This window comes from Brenneria rubrifaciens (assembly GCF_005484945.1).
GTDB lineage: Bacteria > Pseudomonadota > Gammaproteobacteria > Enterobacterales > Enterobacteriaceae > Brenneria > Brenneria rubrifaciens.
Window position 1 is genome coordinate 2,205,792 of record NZ_CP034035.1, and the last position, 24,856, is coordinate 2,230,647.

22 protein-coding genes are annotated in these 24,856 nt (G+C 52.6%); 11 read left to right on the forward strand and 11 right to left on the reverse strand.

What is annotated here, in order from left to right:
- Positions 1-201 precede the first annotated feature (201 nt).
- The 5 genes from serS to lrp all read right to left on the reverse strand — a co-directional run bounded on the left by serS (position 202) and on the right by lrp (position 7,415).
- Positions 202-1,497, reverse strand: a complete 1,296-nt coding sequence (serS, locus tag EH207_RS10215) for a serine--tRNA ligase (RefSeq protein ID WP_137713911.1) — start codon at positions 1,495-1,497, stop codon at positions 202-204.
- Positions 1,498-1,603: 106 nt separating this feature from the next.
- Positions 1,604-2,947, reverse strand: coding sequence for a replication-associated recombination protein A (locus tag EH207_RS10220; protein ID WP_137713912.1), 1,344 nt, complete (start codon positions 2,945-2,947; stop codon positions 1,604-1,606).
- Between the two features lie 7 nt (positions 2,948-2,954).
- The gene (gene lolA, locus EH207_RS10225; protein ID WP_137715319.1) at positions 2,955-3,566 is read right to left on the reverse strand and encodes an outer membrane lipoprotein periplasmic chaperone LolA; all 612 of its coding nucleotides are present in this window, start codon (positions 3,564-3,566) and stop codon (positions 2,955-2,957) included.
- 179 nt (positions 3,567-3,745) lie between these two features.
- On the reverse strand, positions 3,746-6,805 hold the full coding sequence (locus EH207_RS10230) for a DNA translocase FtsK 4TM domain-containing protein (protein WP_137713913.1): 3,060 nt from the start codon (positions 6,803-6,805) through the stop codon (positions 3,746-3,748).
- Positions 6,806-6,920: 115 nt separating this feature from the next.
- A complete protein-coding gene (gene lrp / locus EH207_RS10235; RefSeq protein WP_010277211.1) occupies positions 6,921-7,415 on the reverse strand; it encodes a leucine-responsive transcriptional regulator Lrp in 495 nt (164 codons plus the stop codon).
- 528 nt (positions 7,416-7,943) lie between these two features.
- Between lrp and trxB the strand changes: the two genes are divergently transcribed.
- The 5 genes from trxB (at position 7,944) to infA (ending at position 13,755) form a co-directional block, all read left to right on the forward strand.
- Positions 7,944-8,906 carry a thioredoxin-disulfide reductase gene (gene trxB / locus EH207_RS10240; RefSeq protein ID WP_137713914.1) on the forward strand — a complete coding sequence of 321 codons (963 nt, stop codon included), beginning with the start codon at positions 7,944-7,946 and terminating at the stop codon, positions 8,904-8,906.
- A 240-nt stretch (positions 8,907-9,146) separates the two neighbouring features.
- Positions 9,147-10,913 (forward strand): heme ABC transporter permease/ATP-binding protein CydD, encoded by a 1,767-nt coding sequence (cydD, locus tag EH207_RS10245; RefSeq protein ID WP_137713915.1) that lies wholly within the window; start codon positions 9,147-9,149, stop codon positions 10,911-10,913.
- Between the two features lie 31 nt (positions 10,914-10,944).
- Positions 10,945-12,675, forward strand: a complete 1,731-nt coding sequence (gene cydC / locus EH207_RS10250) for a heme ABC transporter ATP-binding protein/permease CydC (protein WP_137715320.1) — start codon at positions 10,945-10,947, stop codon at positions 12,673-12,675.
- Between the two features lie 40 nt (positions 12,676-12,715).
- Complete coding sequence (aat, locus tag EH207_RS10255; RefSeq protein WP_137713916.1) at positions 12,716-13,426, forward strand: leucyl/phenylalanyl-tRNA--protein transferase; 711 nt, start codon at positions 12,716-12,718, stop codon at positions 13,424-13,426.
- A gap of 110 nt (positions 13,427-13,536) precedes the next feature.
- The gene (gene infA, locus EH207_RS10260; protein ID WP_002211347.1) at positions 13,537-13,755 is read left to right on the forward strand and encodes a translation initiation factor IF-1; all 219 of its coding nucleotides are present in this window, start codon (positions 13,537-13,539) and stop codon (positions 13,753-13,755) included.
- Between the two features lie 177 nt (positions 13,756-13,932).
- Here the strand turns inward: infA and clpA are convergent, their stop codons facing one another.
- Positions 13,933-16,212, reverse strand: a complete 2,280-nt coding sequence (gene clpA / locus EH207_RS10265; protein ID WP_137713917.1) for an ATP-dependent Clp protease ATP-binding subunit ClpA — start codon at positions 16,210-16,212, stop codon at positions 13,933-13,935.
- A gap of 29 nt (positions 16,213-16,241) precedes the next feature.
- Positions 16,242-16,562 (reverse strand): ATP-dependent Clp protease adapter ClpS, encoded by a 321-nt coding sequence (gene clpS / locus EH207_RS10270; protein ID WP_137713918.1) that lies wholly within the window; start codon positions 16,560-16,562, stop codon positions 16,242-16,244.
- Between the two features lie 349 nt (positions 16,563-16,911).
- Between clpS and cspD the strand changes: the two genes are divergently transcribed.
- Entirely contained in the window at positions 16,912-17,133 is a 222-nt protein-coding gene (gene cspD / locus EH207_RS10275; RefSeq protein WP_137713919.1) for a cold shock-like protein CspD, read from the forward strand.
- A gap of 114 nt (positions 17,134-17,247) precedes the next feature.
- Here the strand turns inward: cspD and EH207_RS10280 are convergent, their stop codons facing one another.
- Entirely contained in the window at positions 17,248-18,915 is a 1,668-nt protein-coding gene (locus EH207_RS10280) for an ATP-dependent endonuclease (RefSeq protein ID WP_137713920.1), read from the reverse strand.
- Between the two features lie 175 nt (positions 18,916-19,090).
- Between EH207_RS10280 and EH207_RS10285 the strand changes: the two genes are divergently transcribed.
- Positions 19,091-19,990, forward strand: a complete 900-nt coding sequence (locus EH207_RS10285; protein ID WP_137715321.1) for a LysO family transporter — start codon at positions 19,091-19,093, stop codon at positions 19,988-19,990.
- A gap of 60 nt (positions 19,991-20,050) precedes the next feature.
- On the opposite strand, the gene EH207_RS10290 is transcribed toward EH207_RS10285, so the two are convergent.
- Together EH207_RS10290 and EH207_RS10295 are read right to left on the reverse strand one after the other, a co-directional pair.
- Entirely contained in the window at positions 20,051-20,881 is an 831-nt protein-coding gene (locus EH207_RS10290; protein ID WP_137713921.1) for an N-acetylmuramoyl-L-alanine amidase, read from the reverse strand.
- Positions 20,882-20,931: 50 nt separating this feature from the next.
- Positions 20,932-21,255: a heavy metal-binding domain-containing protein gene (locus EH207_RS10295; protein WP_137713922.1), complete on the reverse strand. Its 324-nt coding sequence runs from the start codon at positions 21,253-21,255 to the stop codon at positions 20,932-20,934.
- Between the two features lie 146 nt (positions 21,256-21,401).
- On the opposite strand from EH207_RS10295, the gene artP reads away from it, so the two are divergent.
- The 4 genes from artP to artM are packed head-to-tail and all read left to right on the forward strand — an operon-like array spanning position 21,402 to position 24,278.
- Positions 21,402-22,130: an arginine ABC transporter ATP-binding protein ArtP gene (gene artP, locus EH207_RS10300; RefSeq protein WP_137713923.1), complete on the forward strand. Its 729-nt coding sequence runs from the start codon at positions 21,402-21,404 to the stop codon at positions 22,128-22,130.
- A 20-nt stretch (positions 22,131-22,150) separates the two neighbouring features.
- The gene (gene artJ, locus EH207_RS10305; protein ID WP_137713924.1) at positions 22,151-22,897 is read left to right on the forward strand and encodes an arginine ABC transporter substrate-binding protein; all 747 of its coding nucleotides are present in this window, start codon (positions 22,151-22,153) and stop codon (positions 22,895-22,897) included.
- Positions 22,894-23,610, forward strand: coding sequence for an arginine ABC transporter permease ArtQ (artQ, locus tag EH207_RS10310; protein ID WP_137713925.1), 717 nt, complete (start codon positions 22,894-22,896; stop codon positions 23,608-23,610). The genes artJ and artQ overlap by 4 nt, the downstream gene beginning before the upstream one ends.
- The gene (artM, locus tag EH207_RS10315) at positions 23,610-24,278 is read left to right on the forward strand and encodes an arginine ABC transporter permease ArtM (RefSeq protein WP_137713926.1); all 669 of its coding nucleotides are present in this window, start codon (positions 23,610-23,612) and stop codon (positions 24,276-24,278) included. Before artQ ends, artM begins: the two co-directional genes overlap by 1 nt.
- 122 nt (positions 24,279-24,400) lie before the next feature.
- Here artM and EH207_RS10320 read toward each other — a convergent pair whose 3' ends face one another.
- Complete coding sequence (locus EH207_RS10320; protein ID WP_137713927.1) at positions 24,401-24,853, reverse strand: YbjO family protein; 453 nt, start codon at positions 24,851-24,853, stop codon at positions 24,401-24,403.
- Positions 24,854-24,856 lie beyond the last annotated feature (3 nt).

The window sequence follows — 24,856 nt, forward strand, 5'->3', positions numbered from 1 at the left end:
TGAATAATTAATCAATGAAACGTCGACACCTATCGCCCGCAAATGAAAGCCATTTATATGATGATGATTTTAAATATATTTGGCAGATAAAACAGAGTTCAAAACAGCCGGATGAAGCTGAAAAATAAATTTCTCGATTAAAAAATATTGCCGAGCCATACGTAAAAAAAGCGCCAACAGGCGCTTTTAATGAGAAAATATTCAGCCAATGAATTCCAGACCGCCCATATAAGTGCGCAATACATGAGGAATTTCAATTCGCCCATCAGCCTGCTGATAATTCTCCAGCACGGCAACCAGCGTACGCCCTACCGCCAAACCTGAACCATTGAGCGTATGCACCAATCGGGGTTTCTTGTCGCTCTTGCTGCGGCAGCGCGCCTGCATGCGGCGAGCCTGAAAGTCCCACATATTTGAGCAGGAAGAGATCTCACGATAGGTATCCTGCGCGGGCAGCCATACTTCCAGGTCATAGGTTTTGCTTGAGCCAAATCCCATATCCCCGGTGCACAGCAACACCTTGCGATAAGGCAGTTTCAGTAACTGCAAGACCGTTTCCGCGTGCGTGGTCAGCTCTTCCAGAGCCTGCATCGAATCTTCAGGTTTCACGATTTGTACCAGTTCAACTTTGTCAAACTGATGCATGCGGATCAAACCGCGCGTATCACGACCATAAGATCCCGCTTCTGAACGAAAGCAGGGAGTATGAGCCGTCATTTTCAGCGGTAGCGAATCCTCATCAAGAATCTCATCGCGCACCAGGTTGGTCAGCGGTACTTCTGCGGTCGGAATCAAAGCGTATGCACTGTCTTCCGCTTCTTCGCTCAGTGGGTTAGTATGGAACAAATCTTCACCAAACTTGGGCAATTGCCCTGTCCCAAACAGCGAAGCATGGTTGACCAAATAAGGCACATAGGCTTCCTGATAACCATGCTGTTGAGTATGCAGATCCAGCATAAACTGAGAGAGCGCACGGTGCAGACGGGCTATCTGTCCTTTCATCACCACAAAACGGGCGCCGGTCAATTTCACGGCGGCGGCAAAATCCAGACCTGCCGCCATCTCGCCCAGTTCAACATGATCGCGCACCGGGAAATCATACTTGCGAGGTTCCCCCCAACGGCTGATTTCTTTGTTATCTTTCTCATCTTTCCCCAGAGGCACCGAGTCATCCGGCAAATTGGGGATTGTCAACGTCACATCTCGGATTTCGTTTTGCAGTTGATCCAGCTCTGTTTTCGCCGCATCCAGCTTCTCACCCAACTCGTTAACTTCACGGCGGAGTGGCTCAATATCTTCGCCACGTGCTTTTGCCACACCAATCTCTTTCGAACGAGAATTACGCTGAGCCTGCAAATTTTCAGTTTCTACCTGTAGAACTTTACGTCGTTCTTCCTGCTTACGCAGGGTATCAACATTCAGTTTAAAGCCTCTGCGAGCCAGTAGCTTTTCGGCGACCGCGTCTAGCTCATTACGCAGTAAATTGGGATCGAGCATGCTAATCCTGTGCTTATGATTATCAAATGAAATGTTATTGAATCCGGTAAATCACACTTCACCGGGTTGCTGAAAATGTCGCGTTAACCTTACCGCAACGCTTAGTTCAGCGGTAGCGTTTTGTCGGGCTATTTTGATCCTGGGCCGAGAGCCAGGCGAGCTTTTCACCAATTTTACCTTCAAGCCCACGCGATGACGGGGTGTAGTAACGAGTTTGCGCCATTTCCGGCGGAAAATAGTTCTCTCCGGCAGCATAAGCGTTGGGTTCATCATGCGCATAGCGGTACTCTGCCCCAAGCCCCATTTCCTTCATCAGGCGAGTGGGCGCATTGCGCAAATGTTCGGGAACATCGTGATCCGGTTTTTCGCGTGCATCATGCATCGCAGCCTTAAAAGCGGTATAGACCGCGTTACTTTTTGGTGCACACGCCAGATAAACAATAGCCTGCGCAATGGCTCTTTCCCCTTCTGCCGGCCCTACGCGGGTAAAACAATCCCACGCGGCGATAGCAACCTGCATTCCCCTGGGATCGGCATTTCCGACATCCTCGGAGGCAATCGCCAATAGGCGACGGGCCACATAAAGCGGATCGCCACCTGCCGTGATAATGCGCGCATACCAATAGAGGGCGGCATCCGGCGCCGATCCCCTGACCGATTTATGCAAAGCTGAAATCAGGTCGTAATAACGATCGCCTTTATTATCGAAGCGAGCGCTCCGTTCACCAGACACTTCTTTAAGCAGCGATGGCGTCAATGTACGGTTACCTTGCTCATCTACCTCCGCCATATCCGCCATCATTTCCAAGCTGTTCAGCGCCCTTCTGGCATCGCCATTGACCAGTTCGGCCAGCAAACGGCGGGTTTCATCCGGTAGAACAATATTCTGTCCGCCATAGCCTCGCTCACGGTCTTCCATCGCTTGCCGCAGTACCTGTTCAATATCTTCTGCCGTAAGCGCTTTCAGTAAATACACTCGGGCGCGGGATAACAGTGCGGAATTGAGCTCAAAAGACGGATTTTCCGTTGTCGCGCCAATGAACGTGATCGTGCCATCTTCAATATGCGGTAAAAAAGCATCCTGTTGACTTTTATTGAATCGATGAACTTCGTCAACAAACAAAATCGTCCGACGACCTGCATTACAGTTCTGCCGCGCTCGTTCGATCGCTTCACGAATTTCTTTGATACCGGATGTCACCGCCGAGATCCGCTCAACATCAGCCTGTCCATAACGACCGATTAATTCTGCCAGCGTCGTTTTCCCCGTACCTGGCGGCCCCCATAGAATCATCGAATGGAGTTGGCCGGCTTGAATCGCACGTGGCAGAGGTTTACCCGTTCCAAGCAAATGCTGTTGGCCTATATACTGGTCCAGTGTCGCTGGCCGCATACGTGCGGCCAGGGGCTGGAATGCACTGTGGGAAAAATCCAGTGACAGATTGCTCACTCAGACCTCACTGACGCTGATCATCCAGCGTCACCCCTTTCGGTGGAGTAAAGGTAAATTTCGCTGAATCAACCGCGCTATTTTGCTGATTTTTCAGCACGTAGGTACTGCGCTGCCCGTCTTGCTCCGTTGCGGTGAATGTCTTGATCGTTCCGCTCGACGTCACGCTAATCGCAAACTGTTTCAGATTCCCGTTGGCAGACCTCGGCGTCAACTCAAAATCGTCACCACTCTGCCGCACCGCGTATTTGTCCCAATCGCCGGCATCATTACGGGTAATTAGCATAAACGGCGTATTGCCTGTCGCATCTTTTAACCAGGTCGCCGTTACTTGCTCAACAAACGGATTGTAAAACCACAGCGTTTTACCATCAGAAACCAATACGCTTTCATCTGGAGAAGTCGTTTTCCAGTTAAACAGATTAGGACGTTTCAACCACAGTTCACCTTCACCCTCCTGCACGGTGGCGCCATCCGCACTGGTCACCGTCTGGCTAAAACTAGCATGAAAACTGTTTACCTTATTGAGACGGTTTTGCAAATCCCCGGCTGCATCGGCATAGACTGCGGTTGATGCCACTCCCGACATCAGACAACAAGCGACTAACCATTTCTTCATCATACAAAATCCTTCGAATTTTCTGATATCACGCACCATCATGGTGAAGCCATCAGACCGTTTGCGTGGTCGATACGTTATAGCCAAAGCGACTCGGACAGTGATAGGGAAAATCGTCTGTTAATGGCGGTTTTTACGCTTCTTTGCATAAGAACGGCAAACGCAGTCCTTATCTATTTTTACTCTATTGGCGGCGGAGCCAACACTTCCCGGTTACCGTTGTGGCCCGGTGAACTGACAATCCCTTGCGCTTCCATCTGTTCAACGATTCGCGCGGCGCGATTATAGCCAATACGGAACTGTCGCTGCACCCCGGAGATAGACGCCCGGCGTTTATCGACAACAAATGCAACCGCTTGATCAAACAAGGGATCGAGTTCCTCATCACCATCCAGGCCCAAGCTGCCGCCTTCCCCTTCATCACTGCCGCTGACGATATTATCGATATATTGGGGTCTTCCGCGGGCTTTCCAATCCTGAACCACCGCATGCACTTCCTGATCGCGGACAAAAGCGCCATGAACGCGTACAGGTATGGATGAGTTGGGCGCCATGTAGAGCATATCCCCCATCCCCAGCAAGGATTCCGCGCCGCCCTGATCGAGAATGGTACGCGAGTCTATCTTGCTCGATACGGTAAACGCGATACGAGTCGGGATGTTCGCTTTGATAAGACCGGTAATAACATCCACCGAAGGGCGCTGTGTCGCCAACACCAGATGGATACCGGCAGCGCGGGCTTTCTGCGCCAGTCTGGCGATCAGCTCTTCAACCTTCTTGCCGACCGCCATCATTAGATCGGCAAATTCGTCGACCATCACCACGATATACGGTAGTTTTTCCAATACCGGTGGCGTCATATCCATGCTATCGCCTGGCTTCCAGAAAGGATCGGGGATCGGACGTCCCATCGCCTCCGCTTCCCTGACCCGATCGTTATACCCGGACAGATTACGAACCCCCAGCGCCGACATCAGTTTATAGCGACGTTCCATTTCACCCACACACCAACGCAATGCATTAGCGGCGTCTTTCATATCCGTCACCACTTCCGTCAGCAGATGAGGGATACCCTCATAAACGGAAAGCTCCAGCATTTTCGGGTCGATCATGATGAAACGCACATCTTCCGGCGTCGCTTTATACAGCATGCTGAGAATCATCGCGTTGACGCCGACCGACTTACCGGAACCTGTCGTACCGGCAACCAGCAAATGCGGCATTTTCGCAAGATCAGCAACCACCGGTTCCCCGGCAATGTCTTTACCCAACACGATAGTCAGCGGCGATGCGCTTTCACGGAAACGCGCGCAATCCAACACCTCCCGCAGATAAACCGTTTGCCGATGCTGGTTCGGCAATTCCAAACCTACAAAGGTTTTTCCCGGGATCACTTCGACAATACGCACTGCAACCACGGACAAGGAGCGCGCCAAATCACGTGACAAATTGGAGATACGCGCCGCTTTCACGCCAGGCGCAAGATCCAGTTCATAGCGGGTAATCACCGGGCCGGGATAGTGATCGACAACATCGGCTTTTACCCGGAAATCCGCTAGCCGGGCTTCAATCAAACGGGCGGTTTGCTCAAGCGCAAAATTGTCTATCGGCGCTTCGCTGGCTGGCGGGGCCGTTAATAAATCCAATGTCGGCAGCGGCGTCGTCGGTTTTTGCAAAGGCTGATCGTTGCGCATCAGGAAAGGATGAATCAGGCTATCCATAATGGGCGCGCGTGCGGGGGATTGTTCTTCCTGCGGCGCGGGCATTGACGGCTCTGCGCTGGATTCGGCCGCATCCTCATCTTCTTCCTGTGCCGGTTCCGCATGGTCTTCCTGCTGCGGTTGATCTTCGCCATAGCGCTGGCGTTGCTGTGCGATGTATTGCTGCTGCAATGCCGCCTCCTGCAACGCGATATCATCCTGATCGTCCGAGTCATTGTTCTCACCCGGCTCATTTGGGGATTGGGACAGCTTTGCCTGCTGTTCCGCCAACCGCTGTGAGGGCAATTTGATTCCGTAGGAGGCCAGTTCACGACGCGTCGGAATACGCACCGGATTCGGACGAGGCAGTTCCGGGCCGGCACCTTGTTTCATCTTCGGATTCTCATCCTCCGTCGCGCCGACGGCAGGCATGAAGGTATTGTTTACCTTGTATGAAGCCGCGCTTACCGCCGCCGCATCCGTCAGACCTGACCTAAGTTCATCAGGCGGCGATGCGACTGGCTGGATGACTGGCGGCATATCGTCGCTACCGTACGGCGTATACGCATCGGCACGGTCGTGATGATTATCCGAAGTGGAAGGCAGTTCAAACGAATATAACGGCGGATTCATTGAGGAGCCCCGATCGATCTTCTGCTGTGCCGCGAGCAGTTGCTCTGCTGAGGGAGACGTGGGTTGCCCCAGCGTCATTGGCGCAATTTCAGCAGATATCTGAGACGTCGAATCTCCCGCGGTTATATTTTCAGGCTTGGTATTAGCCGCCGTCAGGATTTGCGCCACTGATGGGGCAGAAAAAAGCGCGTCATCATCGGCATTTGCCGCTAGCGCCGGAGAACCCGGCGGTTCAGGCATTTCCACTTCAGTCGAAGATTCAAGGACATCACGATCGTCTTCATCACGACGCGAGCGATTAGACATAAAGGTCAAACAACCTAAAACGCCAGCGCCTATTTTTTCCGCAATCGTCAACCACGACCAACCGGTGAACAGCGTCAATCCCGCCGCCCAGACACACAAAAGAATCAAGGTGGCGCCCATGCTGTTAAAACGGGGAATCATGGAACTGCTCAGTAAGCTTCCCAATACACCGCCGGAAGCAAAATAGTAGAGATCGTCAACATTCAACGCGGCCAGACCGCAAGAGGTGAGAATCAGCGCCAGTGCACCAATCAGGCGCAATGAAAGGGTGAAATAGTCAATGACATTCTGATTATCGCGCTGACAGAACGCCGCCCAGCACAGGGATAACATGATGGGGGGAATGGCATAAGCCAGCACGCCAAAAATGAACAACAGGGTATCGGCAAGCCAAGCGCCAGCCACACCGCCAAAATTATGAATAGGCTCATGCCAGGCAGTTTGTGACCAACTGGGATCGGAAGGGCTGAAGCTGAGCAACGCGACACCGAGATAGAGGGCAAAAAGCGCCACGACGATCAATATCGCTTCAAGCAAACGACGAGTACCGCTGAGTTTTTTCAGGGTAATATCTTTATCTTCTGTATATTCCTGGCTCAAGTGTCTCTCCAGGGCCTGTAAAGGTTTATGACAAAGCGCCGAGAAAAACCCGGCGCTGGAACTGTATAAATTCACAGGAGTGTAGCTGAATTTATCGGGTTTTGCATCCATGCTTTTATCGTGTCTTAATGACCAGCCGATTGCTTTGCTTAACTTCTTCCATCACCACATAGGTACGCGTATCGTTAACGCCTGGGAGACGCAGCAACGTCTCGCCCAACAGCTTACGGTAAGCGGACATATCCGGCACACGCGTTTTCAGCAGATAGTCAAAGTCACCGGAAACCAGATGACACTCCTGAATTTCCTCCAGCTTTTGCACCGCCGCATTGAATTGCTCAAAGACATCCGGCGCACCGCGGTTTAGCGTGATTTCAACGAACACCAGCAGCGAGGCATCCAGATAATGTGGATTGAGCAGCGCAGTATAGCCGTTGATGAAACCTTGTCTCTCCAGACGGCGCACGCGCTCCAGACAAGGCGTCGGCGACAGTCCTACCCGTTTGGAAAGCTCGACGTTGGAAATCCGTCCATCTTTTTGCAATTCGTTCAGAATATTACGATCGATACGATCAAGATCTTTTCCTGGTCGTTTTTTAGTGTCTACCATTATTATTGTCTCTCTTCACTTTTCCCTGCCTTGCTACACTCCGACAGACTTAAATGCATCAGAGCCGCCCCAAAGAAGATCCGTTGTCTATTTTGTATATCAAAAGTCATTATCCTTCAGTACTTATCCGTCACCACCCTGTCTCTTTGGTCAACATCAGACCAGACAAAAGCGATGTTTCCATGGCGCAAAGACCTACCGGATAGCACATGAATGAAAAGCCGAGCTTTTAACTATTCACATACAAAAAATTTCCTCTTACCCAGATGTTTTCGCAAAAGCCCAGCCGATTGTCAAAGCAAAACAATGAAAATCAGAAGAAAATACCAGATTAGATAAGATAAAGCGCCCACCAGTCCCCATCTCAATCATTTTTTCTATGAATGTGGCTGATCTACCAGCAAATTGTGTCTCCCAATAGCTATCAGCGATTAAACAAATAGCTAACAATTTTTTCTCACACTTTTTTTACACTGGTAATTTACTTACAATCATCGCCATTGTCCGTCATCGTGAAATGAGGAACTCATGAGTACCGTTAAACACCACAAGCTATTGATTCTGGGTTCAGGCCCGGCGGGGTACACCGCCGCGGTTTATGCTGCACGGGCTAACCTCAATCCGGTATTGATCACCGGTATGGAAAAAGGCGGTCAGTTGACTACCACCACCGAGGTGGAAAACTGGCCGGGCGACGCGGACGATCTAACCGGTCCGCTGCTAATGGAGCGTATGCACGCTCACGCTGAGAAATTCAAAACTGAGATTGTGTTCGATCACATTCAGCGCGTTGACTTGCAAACCCGTCCATTCCGTTTATTCGGCGACAGTGCCGAATACACCTGCGATGCGCTGATCATCGCAACGGGTGCATCAGCGCGCTATCTGGGTCTCCCTTCTGAAGAGGCGTTCAAAGGTAAAGGCGTTTCCGCCTGCGCGACCTGCGATGGTTTCTTCTACCGCAATCAGAAAGTCGCCGTTGTCGGCGGCGGCAACACGGCCGTTGAGGAAGCGCTCTATTTATCCAACATTGCAGCAGAAGTGCATTTGATCCACCGCCGTGACAGTTTCCGTTCAGAAAAAATCTTGATCGACCGGCTGATGGATAAAGTGAAAAACGGCAATATCGTGCTTCATGTCAACCGCACGCTGGATGAAGTTCTGGGTGACAACATGGGCGTTACCGGAGTGCGCCTGCGTGATACCAGTAGCGGCACAATGGAAGAGCTGGCGCTGGCAGGTGTCTTTATTGCGATCGGTCACAGCCCCAACACTGCCGTGTTCGGCGGTCAGCTCGAACTTGAAAACGGCTACATCAAGGTACAGTCGGGCATTCATGGCAATGCGACCCAAACCAGTATTCCCGGCGTCTTCGCCGCAGGCGATGTGATGGATCATATCTATCGTCAGGCGATTACCTCCGCGGGGACAGGTTGCATGGCGGCCCTGGATGCCGAGCGTTATCTGGATGGTTTGACCGCGGTCAAATAACCCCCACTTCCTGCATCCGGGCGGCGTTTCTCTTTCCCGGATGCATTTTCCTTTTTACGATTGCCAACACGCAAAAATTGATCGCGCTCCCTATTTCACGCTTCCTTTTGATTTGCAGCCCGTTGCTGTCGAGGTAACATGGCGGCATTCTGAGTGTCAGCGGACCAGCTTGTTAAGTAACAGTTATATAAGCGTCATTTCCATTAACACTCTTCATGCAATACGACGACCTGGTGCCTGATGAATAAAACCAGACAGCAAGAATTGACCCATTGGCTTCGGCAACAAGGCAAGCTGGCGCAGCGTTGGTTACGCTTTTCACTTTTACTTGGTTTTGTGAGTGGCGCACTAATCGTGGTGCAAGCATGGTTGCTGGCAGCGCTGCTCAATGGATTGATTATTGAGCACGCGTCCCGCGAATCATTAATTACGTCTTTTTTACTGCTCGTTGCAACTTTTGTACTACGCGCGCTCAATAGCCTGTTGCGTGAACGCGTCGGTTTTATGTGCGGACAAACCGTGCGGCAGCAAATCCGCAAGCTGGTCTTGGATAGATTGCAACAACTGGGGCCGGCCTGGGTGCAGGGAAAACCCGCCGGAAGCTGGGCCACCATGATCCTGGAACAGGTCGAAGATATGCAGGATTACTATTCCCGCTATCTTCCGCAAATGTATCTGGCCGCCTTGATTCCGGTGCTGATTCTGGTAGCGATTTTCCCCATCAACTGGGCTGCCGGCCTGATCCTGCTGGTCACCGCCCCGCTGATCCCGCTGTTCATGGCGCTGGTGGGCATGGGGGCAGCCGATGCCAACCGACGCAACTTTCAAGCGCTGGCCCGATTGAGCGGTCATTTCCTTGATCGTCTGCGCGGGTTGGAAACACTGCGTTTATTTAATCGCGGCCGCGCGGAAACAGCGCACATCAGCGACGCCTCTGAAGAGTTCCGCAGCCGGACAATGGAAGTCCTGCGTATGGCCTTTCTCTCCTCAGCCGTACTGGAGTTTTTTGCCTCGATTTCTATTGCGGTGGTAGCCGTTTATTTTGGCTTTTCCTACCTGGGCGAACTGAATTTCGGTCACTACGGGGCGGGCGTAACGCTCTTCGCTGGTTTTCTGGTTCTGATTCTGGCGCCGGAGTTTTTCCAGCCATTACGCGATCTGGGTACGTTCTATCACGCAAAAGCACAAGCGGTGGGCGCGGCAGAATCTCTGGTCACTTTTCTGGCGGCGGAAGGCGAAACAGTCGGATTTGGGGTACAGGAATTCGAACATCATGGTCCGATTGAAATTTGCGCAACCGATCTGGTGGTGCTGGCGCCGACCGGCACGCCATTGACCCAGCCGCTGACCTTCAGGGTAGATGCCGGAAAACGTATCGCGCTGGTCGGTATCAGCGGCGCGGGTAAAAGCTCTCTTTTGAATGTGTTGCTGGGCTTTCTACCCTATCGCGGCTCGCTTACCGTTAACGGTGTCGAGATGAATACGCTGTCGCCGGATTCATGGCGTAAACAGTTAAGCTGGGTCGGCCAAAACCCTCATCTGCCGGAACAGACGCTACGGGCGAATATTCTACTGGGCCAGCCGCAGGCAACCGATGAGGAGCTACGGTTGGCCATTGAACGCGCCTATGTGCATGAGTTCCTCCCACAACTGCCGCAAGGCTTGGAAACCGCTATTGGCGATGGCGCGGCCCGGCTTTCGGTGGGTCAGGCTCAACGGGTCGCGGTTGCTCGCGCGTTGATCAAACCCTGCGCCCTGCTGCTGCTTGATGAACCCAGCGCCAGTCTCGATGCCCACAGCGAGCAGCGAGTGATGGGTGCCTTAAGCGAGGCTTCACACCATCAGACAACGCTGTTAGTAACGCATCAGTTGAATGATATTATCGACTATGATGCTATCTGGGTCATGGACAATGGCCGTCTGATTCAGCAAGGAAATTATCCGTCTCTCAGTAGGCAATCAGGCGTCTTTGCCGACCTGCTGGCACAACGACAGGGAGAGCTATAATATGTCCCGTCTCACCCTATCCCGAACAACAATGCAGATTTTAAAACCCTTTCTGGCACTCTATCGCCGACACCTCTGGCGCTTAAGCCTCGGCGTTGTTTTGGCCATTGCCACCCTGCTGGCGAGTATCGGGCTGCTCGCCCTCTCCGGTTGGTTTCTGGCAGGCGCGGCACTGGCGGGCATCGCCGGACTTTATACCTTCAATTATATGCTGCCCGCGGCGGGCGTCAGGGGAGCGGCGATTGCCCGTACCGCAGGACGCTACGCCGAAAGGCTGGTGAGCCACGATGCGACGTTTCGCGTATTGCAGCACCTGCGCGTCTTCACCTTTTCCCGCATCCTGCCGCTGTCTCCGGGAGGCATCGCCCGATTCCGTCAGGCTGAGTTATTGAATCGACTGGTTGCCGATGTCGATACGCTTGATCACTTATATCTACGCGTCATTTCTCCGCTGATCAGCGCGCTGCTGGTTATCCTCATCGTTTCCTATGGCCTCAGTTGGCTGGACGTCTCGCTGGCGCTGACGCTATGCGCCATCACGCTGGCGCTGTTGCTGATTTTGCCTGTGGTGTTTTACCGGGCAGGCAAATCCATCGGACAAGATTTAACGGCACTGCGCGCCCAATACCGTATTCAATTAACGACCTGGCTACAAGGGCAGGCAGAACTGACGGTATTTGGCGCCTTGTCCGCGTTCCGCCAGCAACTAGCGCTGCTGGAAAGCCGATGGCTGCGCCGTCAGCAGCAGCAAACCACGTTAACGGGGTTGTCGCAGGCGCTGATGATCTTGTGCAGCGGATTGACAGTTACACTTATTCTCTGGCTTGCCGCCGGAGGCGTGGGCGGTGATACACGGCCCGGTGCCCTGATCGCACTGTTTGTTTTTGCTGCGCTGGCGGTCTTTGAAACACTGGCCCCGGTTGCAGCCGCGTTACAGCATATGGGACAGGTGATCGCCTCCGCCACCCGCATCGATCAGATCATCCGCCAGGTACCAATGGTGACCTTCCCGCAGCAGGGGCCGCCCGCAGTCGCCGACGCGCCCCTTGTATTAGAGGAGGTTGGTTTTACCTATCCTGAGCAGCCCCTGCCGGCTTTACAGGGAATCTCCCTGAATATTCGCGCAGGCGAACACATTGCCCTGCTTGGCCGCACCGGGTGCGGTAAATCAACCCTGTTGCAACTGCTTACCCGCGCGTGGGATTGTGAACGAGGCGAGATAATATTAAGCGGCCAGCCTCTTTCCACCTGGACGGAAGATGAACTGCGCGCCATGATGAGCGTCGTCCCTCAGCGCGTACATATTTTCAGCGCCACGCTGCGTGATAATCTCTTGCTTGCCGCGCCAGTCGCCAATGACGAGCGGCTTGCCACCACGCTACGACAGGTCGGTCTGGATAAACTGTTGGAAAACGAAGGACTGAATAGCTGGTATGGCGAAGGCGGGCGTCAGCTTTCAGGGGGGGAACAGCGCCGTATCGGGCTGGCGCGGGCGTTGTTGCATGACGCGCCGCTGGTGCTGCTGGATGAGCCGACAGAAGGTCTGGACGCCGAAACTGAACAGCGTATTTTACGGTTACTGCGTCAGCATTGTGCAGGGAAAACGCTCATTGTGATTACCCATCGTCTCTATGAGCTTGAATTCATGGATCGCATCTGCGTGATGGATGGCGGGCAGATTATTGAGGAAGGTAATCATCAGACGTTAATGGCGCGGCAAGGGCGTTACTGGCAATTTCGTCAACATATCGGCGCCCGCTAAATTTCAAAATAGATGACTTTCTTTTTATTACTGGAACATTATGCGACTGTATCGGCTTTCTTCAGACTCGCTTGACTTTCCTGATCCGGCCAACGCTTTGGATGAGCCCAACGGACTGTTGGCTTTTGGCGGCGATCTTTCCCCTGCCCGGCTGAAAATGGCCTATCGGCAAGGCATTTTTCCCTGGTACTCATCGGGTGAACCTATTTTATGGTGGTCGCCAAACCCGCGCGCCGTATTATTTCCCGATGGATTCCATATCAGCCGCAGTATGAAGAAATTTTTGCGTAAACATGATCTTAAGGTCACCATTAATCATGCGTTCAATGAAGTTATTGTCGCCTGCGCCGACGAACATGCGGGAGGAACCTGGATTACGCCGGAAATTATCTCGGCTTATGGTGAACTTCATCAGTCAGGACAAGCACATTCCGTGGAAGTGTGGCAGAATAGCGCACTTGTTGGCGGGCTATATGGTATCGCGCAAGGCGGCTTGTTTTGCGGCGAGTCGATGTTTAGCCGTACGGATAACGCCTCTAAGTATGCTTTGCTGAGATTTCAGCAACATTTTATTTATCATGGTGGCGTCCTGATTGATTGTCAGGTACTTAACTCACATACCGCCTCGCTTGGCGTCTGTGAAATCCCCCGCGAACACTTTTTGCAATTTCTTTTTCACCTACAGGATATCCCTGTTGATGAGCGTTGCTGGTTGCCGCAAACGCTGGCTGAACCAGCACAACAGCGTTGATGCGTCATTTTTAAATCGGACTCGGTTTATGAACGCTTCTTTACATAATGTGGGTTTTTCGGCATTATCTTGCCGGTTAAAAACAAAGGTAGTTAGACCTAGAGGATTCGATGGCCAAAGAAGACAATATTGAAATGCAAGGCACCGTGCTAGATACGCTGCCCAATACCATGTTCCGCGTTGAATTGGAAAACGGGCACGTGGTTACCGCTCATATCTCCGGTAAAATGCGTAAAAACTATATCCGCATCCTGACGGGTGACAAAGTCACTGTAGAGCTGACCCCGTACGACCTGAGCAAAGGCCGCATTGTCTTCCGCAGCCGTTAACCGGTTCGCCCATCGCTGACGAAGTACGGCGATTTCCGAGGATGTTCCATCTCCGCAGCCCTTTCCGTTATCGGCAAGGGTTGTTGTGTTTGTGGGCAAGGCATCACGCCAATAAAAAAGGGCAATGCGTTAGCATCACCCTTCCAACATGACCCCTTCAGTTCACCACATCACGAATTAATGAACAGCCCCTTCATCCGCTTTACGCTTCTGCGCGCTCTGGAAACCATAAGTCAGTTGCTGAGTCGCTTTATCCAGTTCCACCTTGACAGATCCACCGTCGACTAATGAACCAAACAGCAGCTCGTTGGCCAGCGGTTTCTTCAGGTTTTCCTGCATGACGCGCGCCATCGGGCGTGCTCCCATAGCTTTGTCGTAACCTTTCTCCGCCAGCCAATCACGGGCTTCATCGCTGACTTCCAGCGAGACGCCTTTGGCATCCAGTTGTGCCTGTAATTCGACAATAAATTTATCCACCACCTGCTGAATCACTTCTGGAGATAAGTGGTTAAACCAGATAATGCCATCAAGACGGTTACGGAACTCAGGCGTAAACACTTTCTTGATCTCTTCCATCGCATCGCTGCTGTTGTCCTGATGGATAATCCCAATGGATTTACGCTGCGTTTCCCGGACCCCGGCGTTGGTGGTCATCACCACGATAACGTTGCGGAAGTCGGCCTTGCGTCCGTTGTTGTCCGTCAATGTGCCGTTATCCATCACTTGCAATAGCAGGTTAAACACATCTGGATGCGCTTTTTCGATTTCGTCAAGCAACAGTACGGAATGCGGATGTTTGATCACCGCATCCGTCAACAGTCCGCCTTGATCATAGCCAACGTATCCCGGAGGCGCGCCAATCAGACGGCTGACGGTGTGACGCTCCATGTACTCAGACATATCGAAGCGTAACAGTTCGATATCGAGCGCTTTAGCCAACTGCAACGTCACTTCCGTTTTACCCACCCCAGTCGGACCGGCAAACAGGAAAGAGCCAACCGGTTTACGCTCATGGCCCAACCCTGCCCGGCTCATCTTGATGGATTCAGACAAAGCTTCGATCGCTTTATCCTGACCGAATACCAGCATTTTCAAACGGTCACTCAGATTTTTCAGTACGTCGCGATCGCTGGCGGACACCGTTTTCTCAGGAATACGAGCAATCCGCGCGACGACAGATTCAATATCCGCCACGTTGACCGTCTTCTTACGCTTGCTGATCGGCACCAGGCGACTGCGAGCCCCGGCTTCATCGATCACGTCAATCGCCTTGTCGGGCAAATGACGATCATTGATGTATTTCACCGCCAGTTCCACCGCCGCACGCACCGCTTTCGCCGTATAACGAACGTCATGGTGAGCTTCATATTTCGGTTTCAGGCCGTTAATAATCTGCACCGTTTCATCCACGCTCGGTTCCGTAATGTCAATTTTCTGGAAACGCCGCGCCAGCGCCCTGTCCTTTTCGAAGATATTGCTGAACTCCTGATAAGTGGTGGAGCCGATAACACGAATCTTGCCGCTGGAAAGCAGCGGCTTAATCAGGTTTGCCGCATCAACCTGACCACCGGACGCCGCCCCCGCGCCAATGATGGTATGAATTTCGTCAATGAACAGAATACTGTTTTGATCCTGCTCCAACTGCTTCAGCAGCGATTTAAAACGTTTTTCAAAGTCGCCGCGATACTTGGTGCCGGCCAGCAGAGAACCGATGTCGAGCGAGTAAAGCGTGGCATCCGCCATTACTTCAGGCACATCACCCTGCACAATCCGCCATGCCAGACCTTCGGCAATCGCTGTTTTGCCCACGCCGGACTCCCCCACCAACAGCGGGTTGTTCTTACGGCGACGACACAGCACCTGAATGGTTCTTTCCAGTTCCCGTTCCCGGCCAATAAGGGGATCAATACCGCCAACGCGCGCAAGTTGGTTCAGATTGGTGGTGAAGTTTTCCATACGATCTTCCCCTCCGGCCTGTTCTTCATTGACAGGGTTTTCCGGGCTTGGCGCCTGCCCGGATTCTTCTTTGCGGGTTCCGTGTGAAATAAAATTCACCACGTCGAGACGGCTGACATCATGTTTGCGCAGCAGGTAAGCTGCCTGTGACTCTTGCTCGCTGAAAATGGCAACCAGCACATTGGCCCCGGACACTTCACTCCGCCCCGATGACTGAACGTGGAAGACCGCGCGCTGCAACACCCGTTGAAAGCTGAGCGTCGGTTGCGTTTCACGCTCCTCGTCGCTCTGCGGTAGCGTTGGCGTGGTTTGTTCGATAAAAGCCTCAAGCTCCTGGCGCAATACGGTCAAATCTACGGTACAGGCTTCCAGTGCTTCACGCGCAGCCGGATTACTGAGCAGTGCCAATAGCAAATGCTCCACGGTCATAAACTCATGTCGGTGCTCACGCGCTCTGGCGAAAGCCATATTGAGACTGAGTTCCAGTTCTTGATTGAGCATAGGCACCTCCCCCAATAAATTGCCTGACTTCAGGCTTTTTCCAGCGTACAGAGCAACGGGTGCTCATTTTCTCTGGCATAACGATTTACTTGTACAACTTTAGTCTCGGCCACTTCAGCACTAAACACGCCACAAATCGCCTTTCCCTGATAATGAACGGTCAACATCAATTGTGTCGCACGTTCGATATCATAAGAAAAGAACTTTTGCAGAACGTCAATAACAAATTCCATCGGTGTATAGTCATCATTGTTCAACAACACTTTATACATTGATGGAGGCTGTAGTTTTTCTTTGTGTTGATCGACCGTCAGATTCTCTGACTGTGAACCCGTGCTGTTTTTTCCCATTCTGTGTCCAACATCATCTGAATAGCATCATTTGTCACTGTGTTTACAGTAGCACGTCTGGTTTTTATTTTACCATCCGGGCAATGAAATGATGACCGGAAAACAAAAAATCAATCGCTGTCAACTCGCGAATTCACTGCGCCTCTCTTGAACCGTCATCCTCAATAGCGTTATCTGTATCAAACTTTGAAAAAGTCCCCCTGCACCTGTAATGCGGATTACTTGACGCCGGAAGCAATTTCACTAGAGTGTACTGTTGAATTGATGATGTTTTAATCGATTCGCATTTACTTTAACCAAATAACCTCTCCTTTAATTAAAAAAACGCGCTTGCGAAGGATGTCGATTCATGGAGACAGGTACTGTTAAATGGTTCAATAATGCCAAAGGTTTTGGTTTTATCTGTCCTGAAGGCGGCGGCGAAGATATTTTCGCCCACTACTCAACTATTCAAATGGACGGATACCGAACCCTAAAAGCCGGGCAGGTTGTCAGGTTTGATGTTCATCAAGGTCCGAAAGGCAATCATGCCAGTCTGATCGTGCCATTGGTGAGCGAAGCGGTTACCTGACGCCTACCGCCGGCCCGCAAAAATTTCTGACGTGTGCTCGGATAAGACAAAAATGCTGGTCACCTGGTGGTCAGCATTTTTTTTGCGGGCTGACGCGTTGCCCGTCATGACGAGTTAATCGGCGCGTCCGCGAGCCAGCCATAATACGCGGGAAAACGTGCTGCGAATCAACGGCGGAACCGCATCACTTCCCATTCTCGCCGCTTCCATTGCCACTTCAATCGCCAAATCGGGTTTTGACGAGCGATGGATCGCTTTAACGATAATCTTATGCATCGAGAGCGGGACTTTTTCCGGCAGTTGCGCAATGCGGTGGTAGACATGACTAAAGCCTTCACGGTACATGTAGTGCTCCATATCCGACGCAGGCAGCACCGTCAGATGATCCCGCTCGCTGTCCCCCTGCGTAACAGACAGCATGCTTTTCGCAAGAGCCGCATACTTTTTCCCGGCGTCGTCACCGTCCACCAGCACATGCCATTCTATACCCATCCGCTGGGCAAATTTCACTAACGGACGCAGCCCCGACTGGGCAAACTCGATCACCTTAATGCCTTCCGCTTCAAAATGATGCCCGCACTGGCGCGCCAGTTCATTAAGCATCCAGACTTCCGTCTCCCCTTCCACCAGCAACCAGCACCGGGCGAACAGTGACGCTGGACGGTTAAAGCGGATATGGAAGGCGATTCGTCGACTGTCTTCCGCGCTCATCCCTTGCGGGCCGATGCGAAATGTCGCCACGCGTGAAGATTCACGCACCAGACGGCACACCTGCTCCATCGGCACCAGCGACAACAGTTCGCCGGAGTTCGTCGTGGTGATTTTCTGTAGCGGCAACTGCATCAGCAATCTCCATGCCACCGACAACATGATTGGATGCAGACGCGTTTCAGGATCTTCGATCAGCAGAAGAGGACGGGCGTGCGGGTCCAGTACCACCGATCCTTTCGCCTGTAGCAGCGTGGAAAAGAGCTCCAGCAAAATAATCCGGCGACTGCGGCTATTAGGGTCGGCAATCAGCCGGTTGATGTTATCCAGCGAACGCCAGGATTTACCGCTATGCACCCGTTCATGCCGCTGATGACGCTCACAGGAAACCGCACTCAGTTCAGAAAAATAGTGCTCCAGCAATTGCCTTATCGCAACCAACCCCTGCCGCAGTTCTTTATCCGAGAGTTTCTGCGGATTTTTGGCAAGTTCACGCATCAGTTGTTCAAACTGTTGCGCCAGCTTTTCACTGCCGTTATCTAGGGTGACCGCCAGCGAACCTGCGCGTAAGCGCCGCATAAAACGGGCGTCCCGCAGACGCAGTACGGGATGGAGACGAATGATTTCCCGCGCCAGAGCATTAATGTCGTTCAGTGAAATCGGATGCCCCTGTGCATCAAGAAAACTGCGCCAGGTACACACGGCCTGGCTTTCGTCGACTTCACCTTCCAACCGATAGAAAATCCGGTGCAGCGATGCATCGCCGCCTTTGACCCAGACATGTTTGAGCGAACGATAGCGCGGTGTCAAATGGTGGCCTGCCGCGGTTTCGCAAAAGGTGAAAATGACCTGTAAATGACGTTCGCGGCTGTTTTCATCCCCCGGCTTAAAATAGAAGTCCTGCAAACCGAAATGATAAAGGGGCATTGCGGGAGCCAGCAGTAACGACAGCGCATCAAGCAGGCTGGATTTCCCCCAGGCGTTCTCACCAATCAGCACCGTATTATCAGCCAGCATCAATGAGAGACGATTAATCCCCCGGAATCCCAGTATCTCTATATTTTCCAGATACATCCGCGTCTCCCGTTTCCGTTTCGCTGATAGGGGCAAGATAACACAACAACCTCTTACAGGGGTTATGCTGCCATACGATGCTTTACTCAAAATAATTAATTGTTTAATTTTAAGAGATTATGCCTTTTTACCCCTTCGGCTGCCCGCGCTTCTTTTTAAGGACGTCAATTCTGTGATGTATTCGGGATTATTAATCATTTTGTTGCCGCTTATCGTTGGCTATCTGGTGCCGTTACGCGCGAAAAAAGCATTACGGTCAATTAACCGATTGCAGTGCTGGATGGTGTACGTGATTCTGTTTTTAATGGGGATTAGCCTGGCTTTTCTGGAAAATCTCGGCAGCAATCTGTTGCTGATCTTTCGTTACGTCGCGGTTTTCTTTGCGTGCATCATCGCGGCTAATGCCGTTGCTTTATGGCTCTGGGGAAAACATGATGTCTGGGTGGGGAAATTGAGGCAGGAAGCGCCCCCTTCACGCCTGCATATGCTTCTGGATTCCTTAACGCTGTGCCTGGTGGTGTTTGGCGGCTTTGTGCTGGGATTATCCCAGTGGCCGGGACTCGCCTACGCCAGTCAGGGCAGCGAATACGCGCTGATTCTGTTACTGTTTTTCGTGGGGGTACAGTTGCGCAACAGCGGAATGACCCTACGTCAGATTGTCCTGAACCGTCGGGGGGCGGCGGTTGCGCTGGTTATCGGCAGCAGCGCGCTGGTCGGCGGACTGATCGCGGCCTGGGTTCTCGGTCTGCCGCTGACGACCGGGCTGGCGATGGCGTCCGGTTATGGCTGGTATTCACTATCCGGTATTCTGCTGACCGATGCTTTTGGCCCGGTGATCGGCAGCGCCGCCTTTTTTAACGATCTGGCGCGTGAACTGTTGGCCATTACGCTGATCCCCACTCTGGCACAACGTAACCTCGCCTATGCGCTGGGGCTTTGCGGCGCCACGTCAATGGATTTCACGCTGCCGGTGTTGCAACGCAGCGCTGGCGTGGAGATGGTTCCGGCAGCCATTGTGCACGGTTTTCTGTTAAGCCTTGCAACCCCGATACTGATGGCGGTATTTTTGTCGTAATCTGCCGCTAAAGCACGCTGCCTGGGTGAAAAGACAACGAGCGGTTTTTTGTCAATCACGTTACTGCCCGGCGCCATATCTTTCCAGCAGGGCATCCACAATGGCTTCGGTTTGCGCATCCGCGTATCCCTGATGGTTTTCCGGACGGAAATGCAGTTGAAACGCCGCAATCACCTGCCGTTTCTGACGCTCTGTCATGTCAGCGGACAACATGTAGCCGTAGCGCGCCAGCTTATCCACCAAGCGACCGGAGTCCACCGGCTGGGTGAAAGGTCTGCCATTGAGATAAAACGACACCCTCGCCTCGTCCGGCCAGGCGCCGATACCCGCCTGCGCCAGCGCTTTCCACGGGAAAAGCGGGCCGGGGTCCTGTTTACGTAGCGGTGCGATATCACTGTGGGCCACCACGTTTTGCGGCGCAATCTGATATCGTGCGACAATTGAACGGGCGATTGCCGTCAGCAACGCAATCTGCGCTGAAGCGAATGGCGTCCAGTGCGGACCGATCAGCGTTTGCCGGTAGCCCGGATTTTCCAGTTCAATGCCAATCGACGCGTTGTTCAGGTGGGTAAATCCACGCCAGCCGCCAGCGCCGGCATGCCAGGCCGCCTGTGATTCCGGCACCAGATGCCAGGCGACGGGTTTGCCCTTCTCCAGGTGCGGACTGGCTGGGATCAGATAATGCGAGCTGACTTGATGATTCGTCAGAATATCAAGCGACGTCGGCAAATTCTCCGCCGTATAGTGAATCACCAGAAAACGAATGCGCGGTTCCTGAGCACGACTCGCCTGTGTCGTGACCAACTGATACTCGCTTTGATCAAGCGGAGGCGGAACTGACTGGCACCCAGCCAGTACAAGCAGCATCAGCATAGCCATGTATCTGATCATTGGCGTTTCTGCCGCAACGTATTTTCCTTTAATAAGCGATTAACCCATGACTAACGACGCACTTTCACCGCCGTCCCGCTCACGGTCACCATGAGCATACTGCCGTCCTTGCCGACGGTTTCGTAATCAATATCAATGCCCACAACGGCATTTGCCCCCACATCCTCAGCCTGCATCTGCAACTCTTTAAACGCTATCTGCCGTGCTTTGCGCAGCTCTTTTTCATAGGCACCGGAACGTCCGCCCACCACATCGCGGATACTGGCGAAGAAATCACGAAAAACATTGGCCCCGAGTATGGCTTCTCCCGTCACCACGCCACAGTATTCCGTAATGGTAAAGCCTTCCAGACTCGGTGTTGTAGATAATTGCATCGTCGACTCCCCTGACCGCCAGCGGCTATGTTGTGCTATTATTTAAGCATTAAATCGCTTGCTGGCAAATTTTACCCGGTGGCGATTGCATAACGCTAGTGCCGACGTTAACATTCGCCGCTTCAATGTCTATTCAATTCTTACGCATGAGTATTCAACTAAACAGCATTAACTGTTTCTATGGCGCGCATCAAGCGCTGTTTAATATCACACTCGACTGTCCGGCAGGTGAAACGCTGGTTTTGCTTGGTCCAAGCGGCGCCGGCAAAAGCTCTCTGCTGCGCGTGCTTAACCTGCTGGAAATGCCGCGTTCAGGCCATTTGTCCATCGCCGGTAATCAGTTTGATTTCAATCATGCGCCCCCCGATAGCGCTATCCGTGAATTACGGCAGAATGTCGGCATGGTTTTCCAGCAATACAATTTGTGGCCGCATCTGAGCGTCGCGCAAAACCTGATCGAAGCACCCTGCCGCGTGCTTGGGTTAAGCAAGAGTGAGGCACAGGCGCGCGCGAACAAGTTGCTCACCCGGTTGCGTCTGAATGATTTTGCCGATCGTTATCCTCTTCATCTTTCGGGCGGTCAGCAGCAGCGCGTTGCGATTGCCCGCGCCCTGATGATGGAACCGCAAGTTCTGTTATTTGATGAGCCAACCGCCGCGCTGGACCCTGAAATCACCGCGCAGGTGGTGAACATCATCCATGAGCTGACGCAAACCGGCATCACGCAGGTTATCGTGACGCACGAAGTAGAATTCGCGCGCAAAACCGCCAGCCGGGTGGTCTATATGGAAAATGGGCACATCGTAGAACAAGGGGACGCCGCTCATTTCACCCAGCCGCAGACCCCCGAATTCACCAGCTACTTATCACATTGATTAAAATCAGGAAAATCATAATGAAAAAAGTCTTCGTTGCCGTACTCCTGGCAGGTCTGAGCGCTTCCGTCAGCGCCGCCGACACTATTCGCTTCGCAACCGAAGCCTCTTATCCTCCATTTGAATTCGTTGATGCCAGCAACAACATTCAGGGCTTTGATATCGACCTTGCCAACGCGCTGTGCAAAGAGATACAGGCCACCTGTACATTCCATAATCAGGCATTCGATAGCCTGATCCCCGGTCTGAAATTTCGTCGATTTGAAGCGGTTATCGCCGGGATGGATATCACGGCGGAGCGTCAGCGGCAGGTCGCTTTTACCCAGCCTTACTATGACAACTCCGCACTGTTTATCGCGCAAAAAGGGAAAGCGGCTGATGTCGCCGCGCTGAAAGGCAAACGCGTTGGCGTGCAGAATGGCAGCACACATCAGAAATACCTGATGGATAAGCACGGCGAAATCGTCACCGTGCCTTACGACAGCTATCAGAATGCGGTACTCGATCTGAAAAATGGCCGCCTTGACGCCGTGTTTGGCGATACCGCCGTGGTAAACGAGTGGCTGAAACAGAACGATAATCTGTCCGCCGTCGGCCAGAGCGTCACCGACAAAGATTACTTCGGTATCGGTCTGGGCATCGCGGTGCGTCAGAACAACGATGAGTTGTTGAAAAAGTTCAACGATGCGCTGAATAAAATCAAGCAGGATGGTACCTATCAGACCCTCTATCAAAAATGGTTTCAGCAGTCATCCGACGCACAATGATTGAATTTCACCCTCTTGCAAGCGCCGCCGGGATGACCGTCGGCCTTGCCCTTTGCGCACTGGCGCTCGGTCTTATTCTTGCTATGCTGTTTGCCGTCTGGGAAACCGCCCGGTGGAAAATCGTAAGCTGGAGTGGAACCGCACTGGTGACGCTATTGCGCGGCTTGCCGGAAATTCTGGTGGTGCTGTTTATCTATTTCGGCTCTTCCCAATTACTGCTGATGCTGGCGGACGGTTTTACCCTGAATCTCTATCTGGTGCAGGTTGCGGTAAAACTGAATATTGAGACGTTCGAAGTGAGTCCGTTTTTTTGCGGTGTGATCGCCCTGGCGCTGCTGTACGGCGCTTACGCGTCGCAAACGCTACGTGGCGCGCTGAAAGCCATTCCGCAGGGACAATGGGAATCCGGTCAGGCGCTGGGACTGAGAAAATCAGCGATTTTCATTCGCCTGATTATGCCGCAAATGTGGCGGCATGCCCTGCCGGGACTGGGTAACCAGTGGCTGGTGCTACTCAAAGACACCGCACTGGTTTCGCTGATCAGCGTCAACGATCTGATGCTGCAAACAAAAAGCATCGCCACGCGAACGCAGGAACCCTTTACCTGGTATGTGATTGCCTCGGCTATTTACTTAGCGATCACCCTATTAAGCCAGTACGTTCTGAAACGCATTGAGCAACGCACCACGCGTTTTGAACGGAGGCCTTCCTGATGCTTGCTTATTTACCTGAGCTGTTGAGCGGCCTGCAAACCAGCCTAACGTTAACGGCGGCGGCAATCGCGGCGGCGCTGGCGCTGTCACTGCTGCTTACCGTCGTTCTGACTTTGAAAACGCCCGTGATTAAACATCTGGCGAAAGGCTATATCACGCTGTTCACCGGGACGCCGCTGCTGGTTCAGATGTTCCTGATTTACTACGGTCCCGGTCAGTTCACCTTTATCCAGCAAATTTCCTGGCTATGGAACCTGCTTTCACAGCCGTGGCTCTGTGCGATGGTGGCGCTAGCGCTAAACAGTGCGGCCTATACCACTCAGTTGTTTTACGGGGCGGTCAAAGCGATCCCTGCCGGGCAATGGCAATCCTGCGCCGCGCTGGGCATGTCGCAACGGCAAACGCTGCGAATTTTGCTGCCTTTCGCATTTAAACGCGCACTCTCATCATATTCTAATGAAGTCGTACTGGTATTTAAGAGCACTTCGCTGGCTTATACCATTACGCTGATGGAGGTGATGGGCTACAGCCAGTTGATGTACGGGCGAACTTATGACGTGATGGTTTTCGGAGCCGCCGGTATTATCTATCTGTCCGTCAATGGGTTACTTACTCTGTTAATGCGTTTTCTCGAGCGCCGCGCGCTGGTGTTTGAACGACGAAATTGATCGTATATCATCCGCCACCTCTCCAGCAGGCTGACGACAGCCTGCTTTTTTATCATTACAGCAGGAATAAAGAATGTAGTCCGGTGCCATCCGGCTAGGTAGGGCCACAGTTCACCGCACGCTTATTTCTGACGCAGGAAAAACCGTTTGCTGCGACGGGGTAAAAACAGCAAGACGATAACCAAAAAGTCCGGTATTTTCTGGAGCATCAACTGGTGCAGGACAGCGGTGTTATCATCCCCGGAAATGTGGAATATCGCCGGCAGAAACTCGCTCAATGAAGCCAGCAACAGATATAGGGTTACCAGGCACTGGCAGACCACATACCCCCAACGCCCCCAACCGATCCCGGACAGCACCGCAAATCCGCAGCGGATTTCGATACAGACAATAACGAGCGACAGCAGCAACACCAGCGTTGAATCCCAGGATTCGGCATTGGTGCCGATCCAACCGCCCAGTTCGCTTGGCCCCAGTTCCCATATCAACAGTAAAATCCCCAGAAAACGGGTCGCAATAATTGCGATCCCCGCCACCATCACCGGAACCGGGGCGTAGATATTTCGCTGAGTCATGTC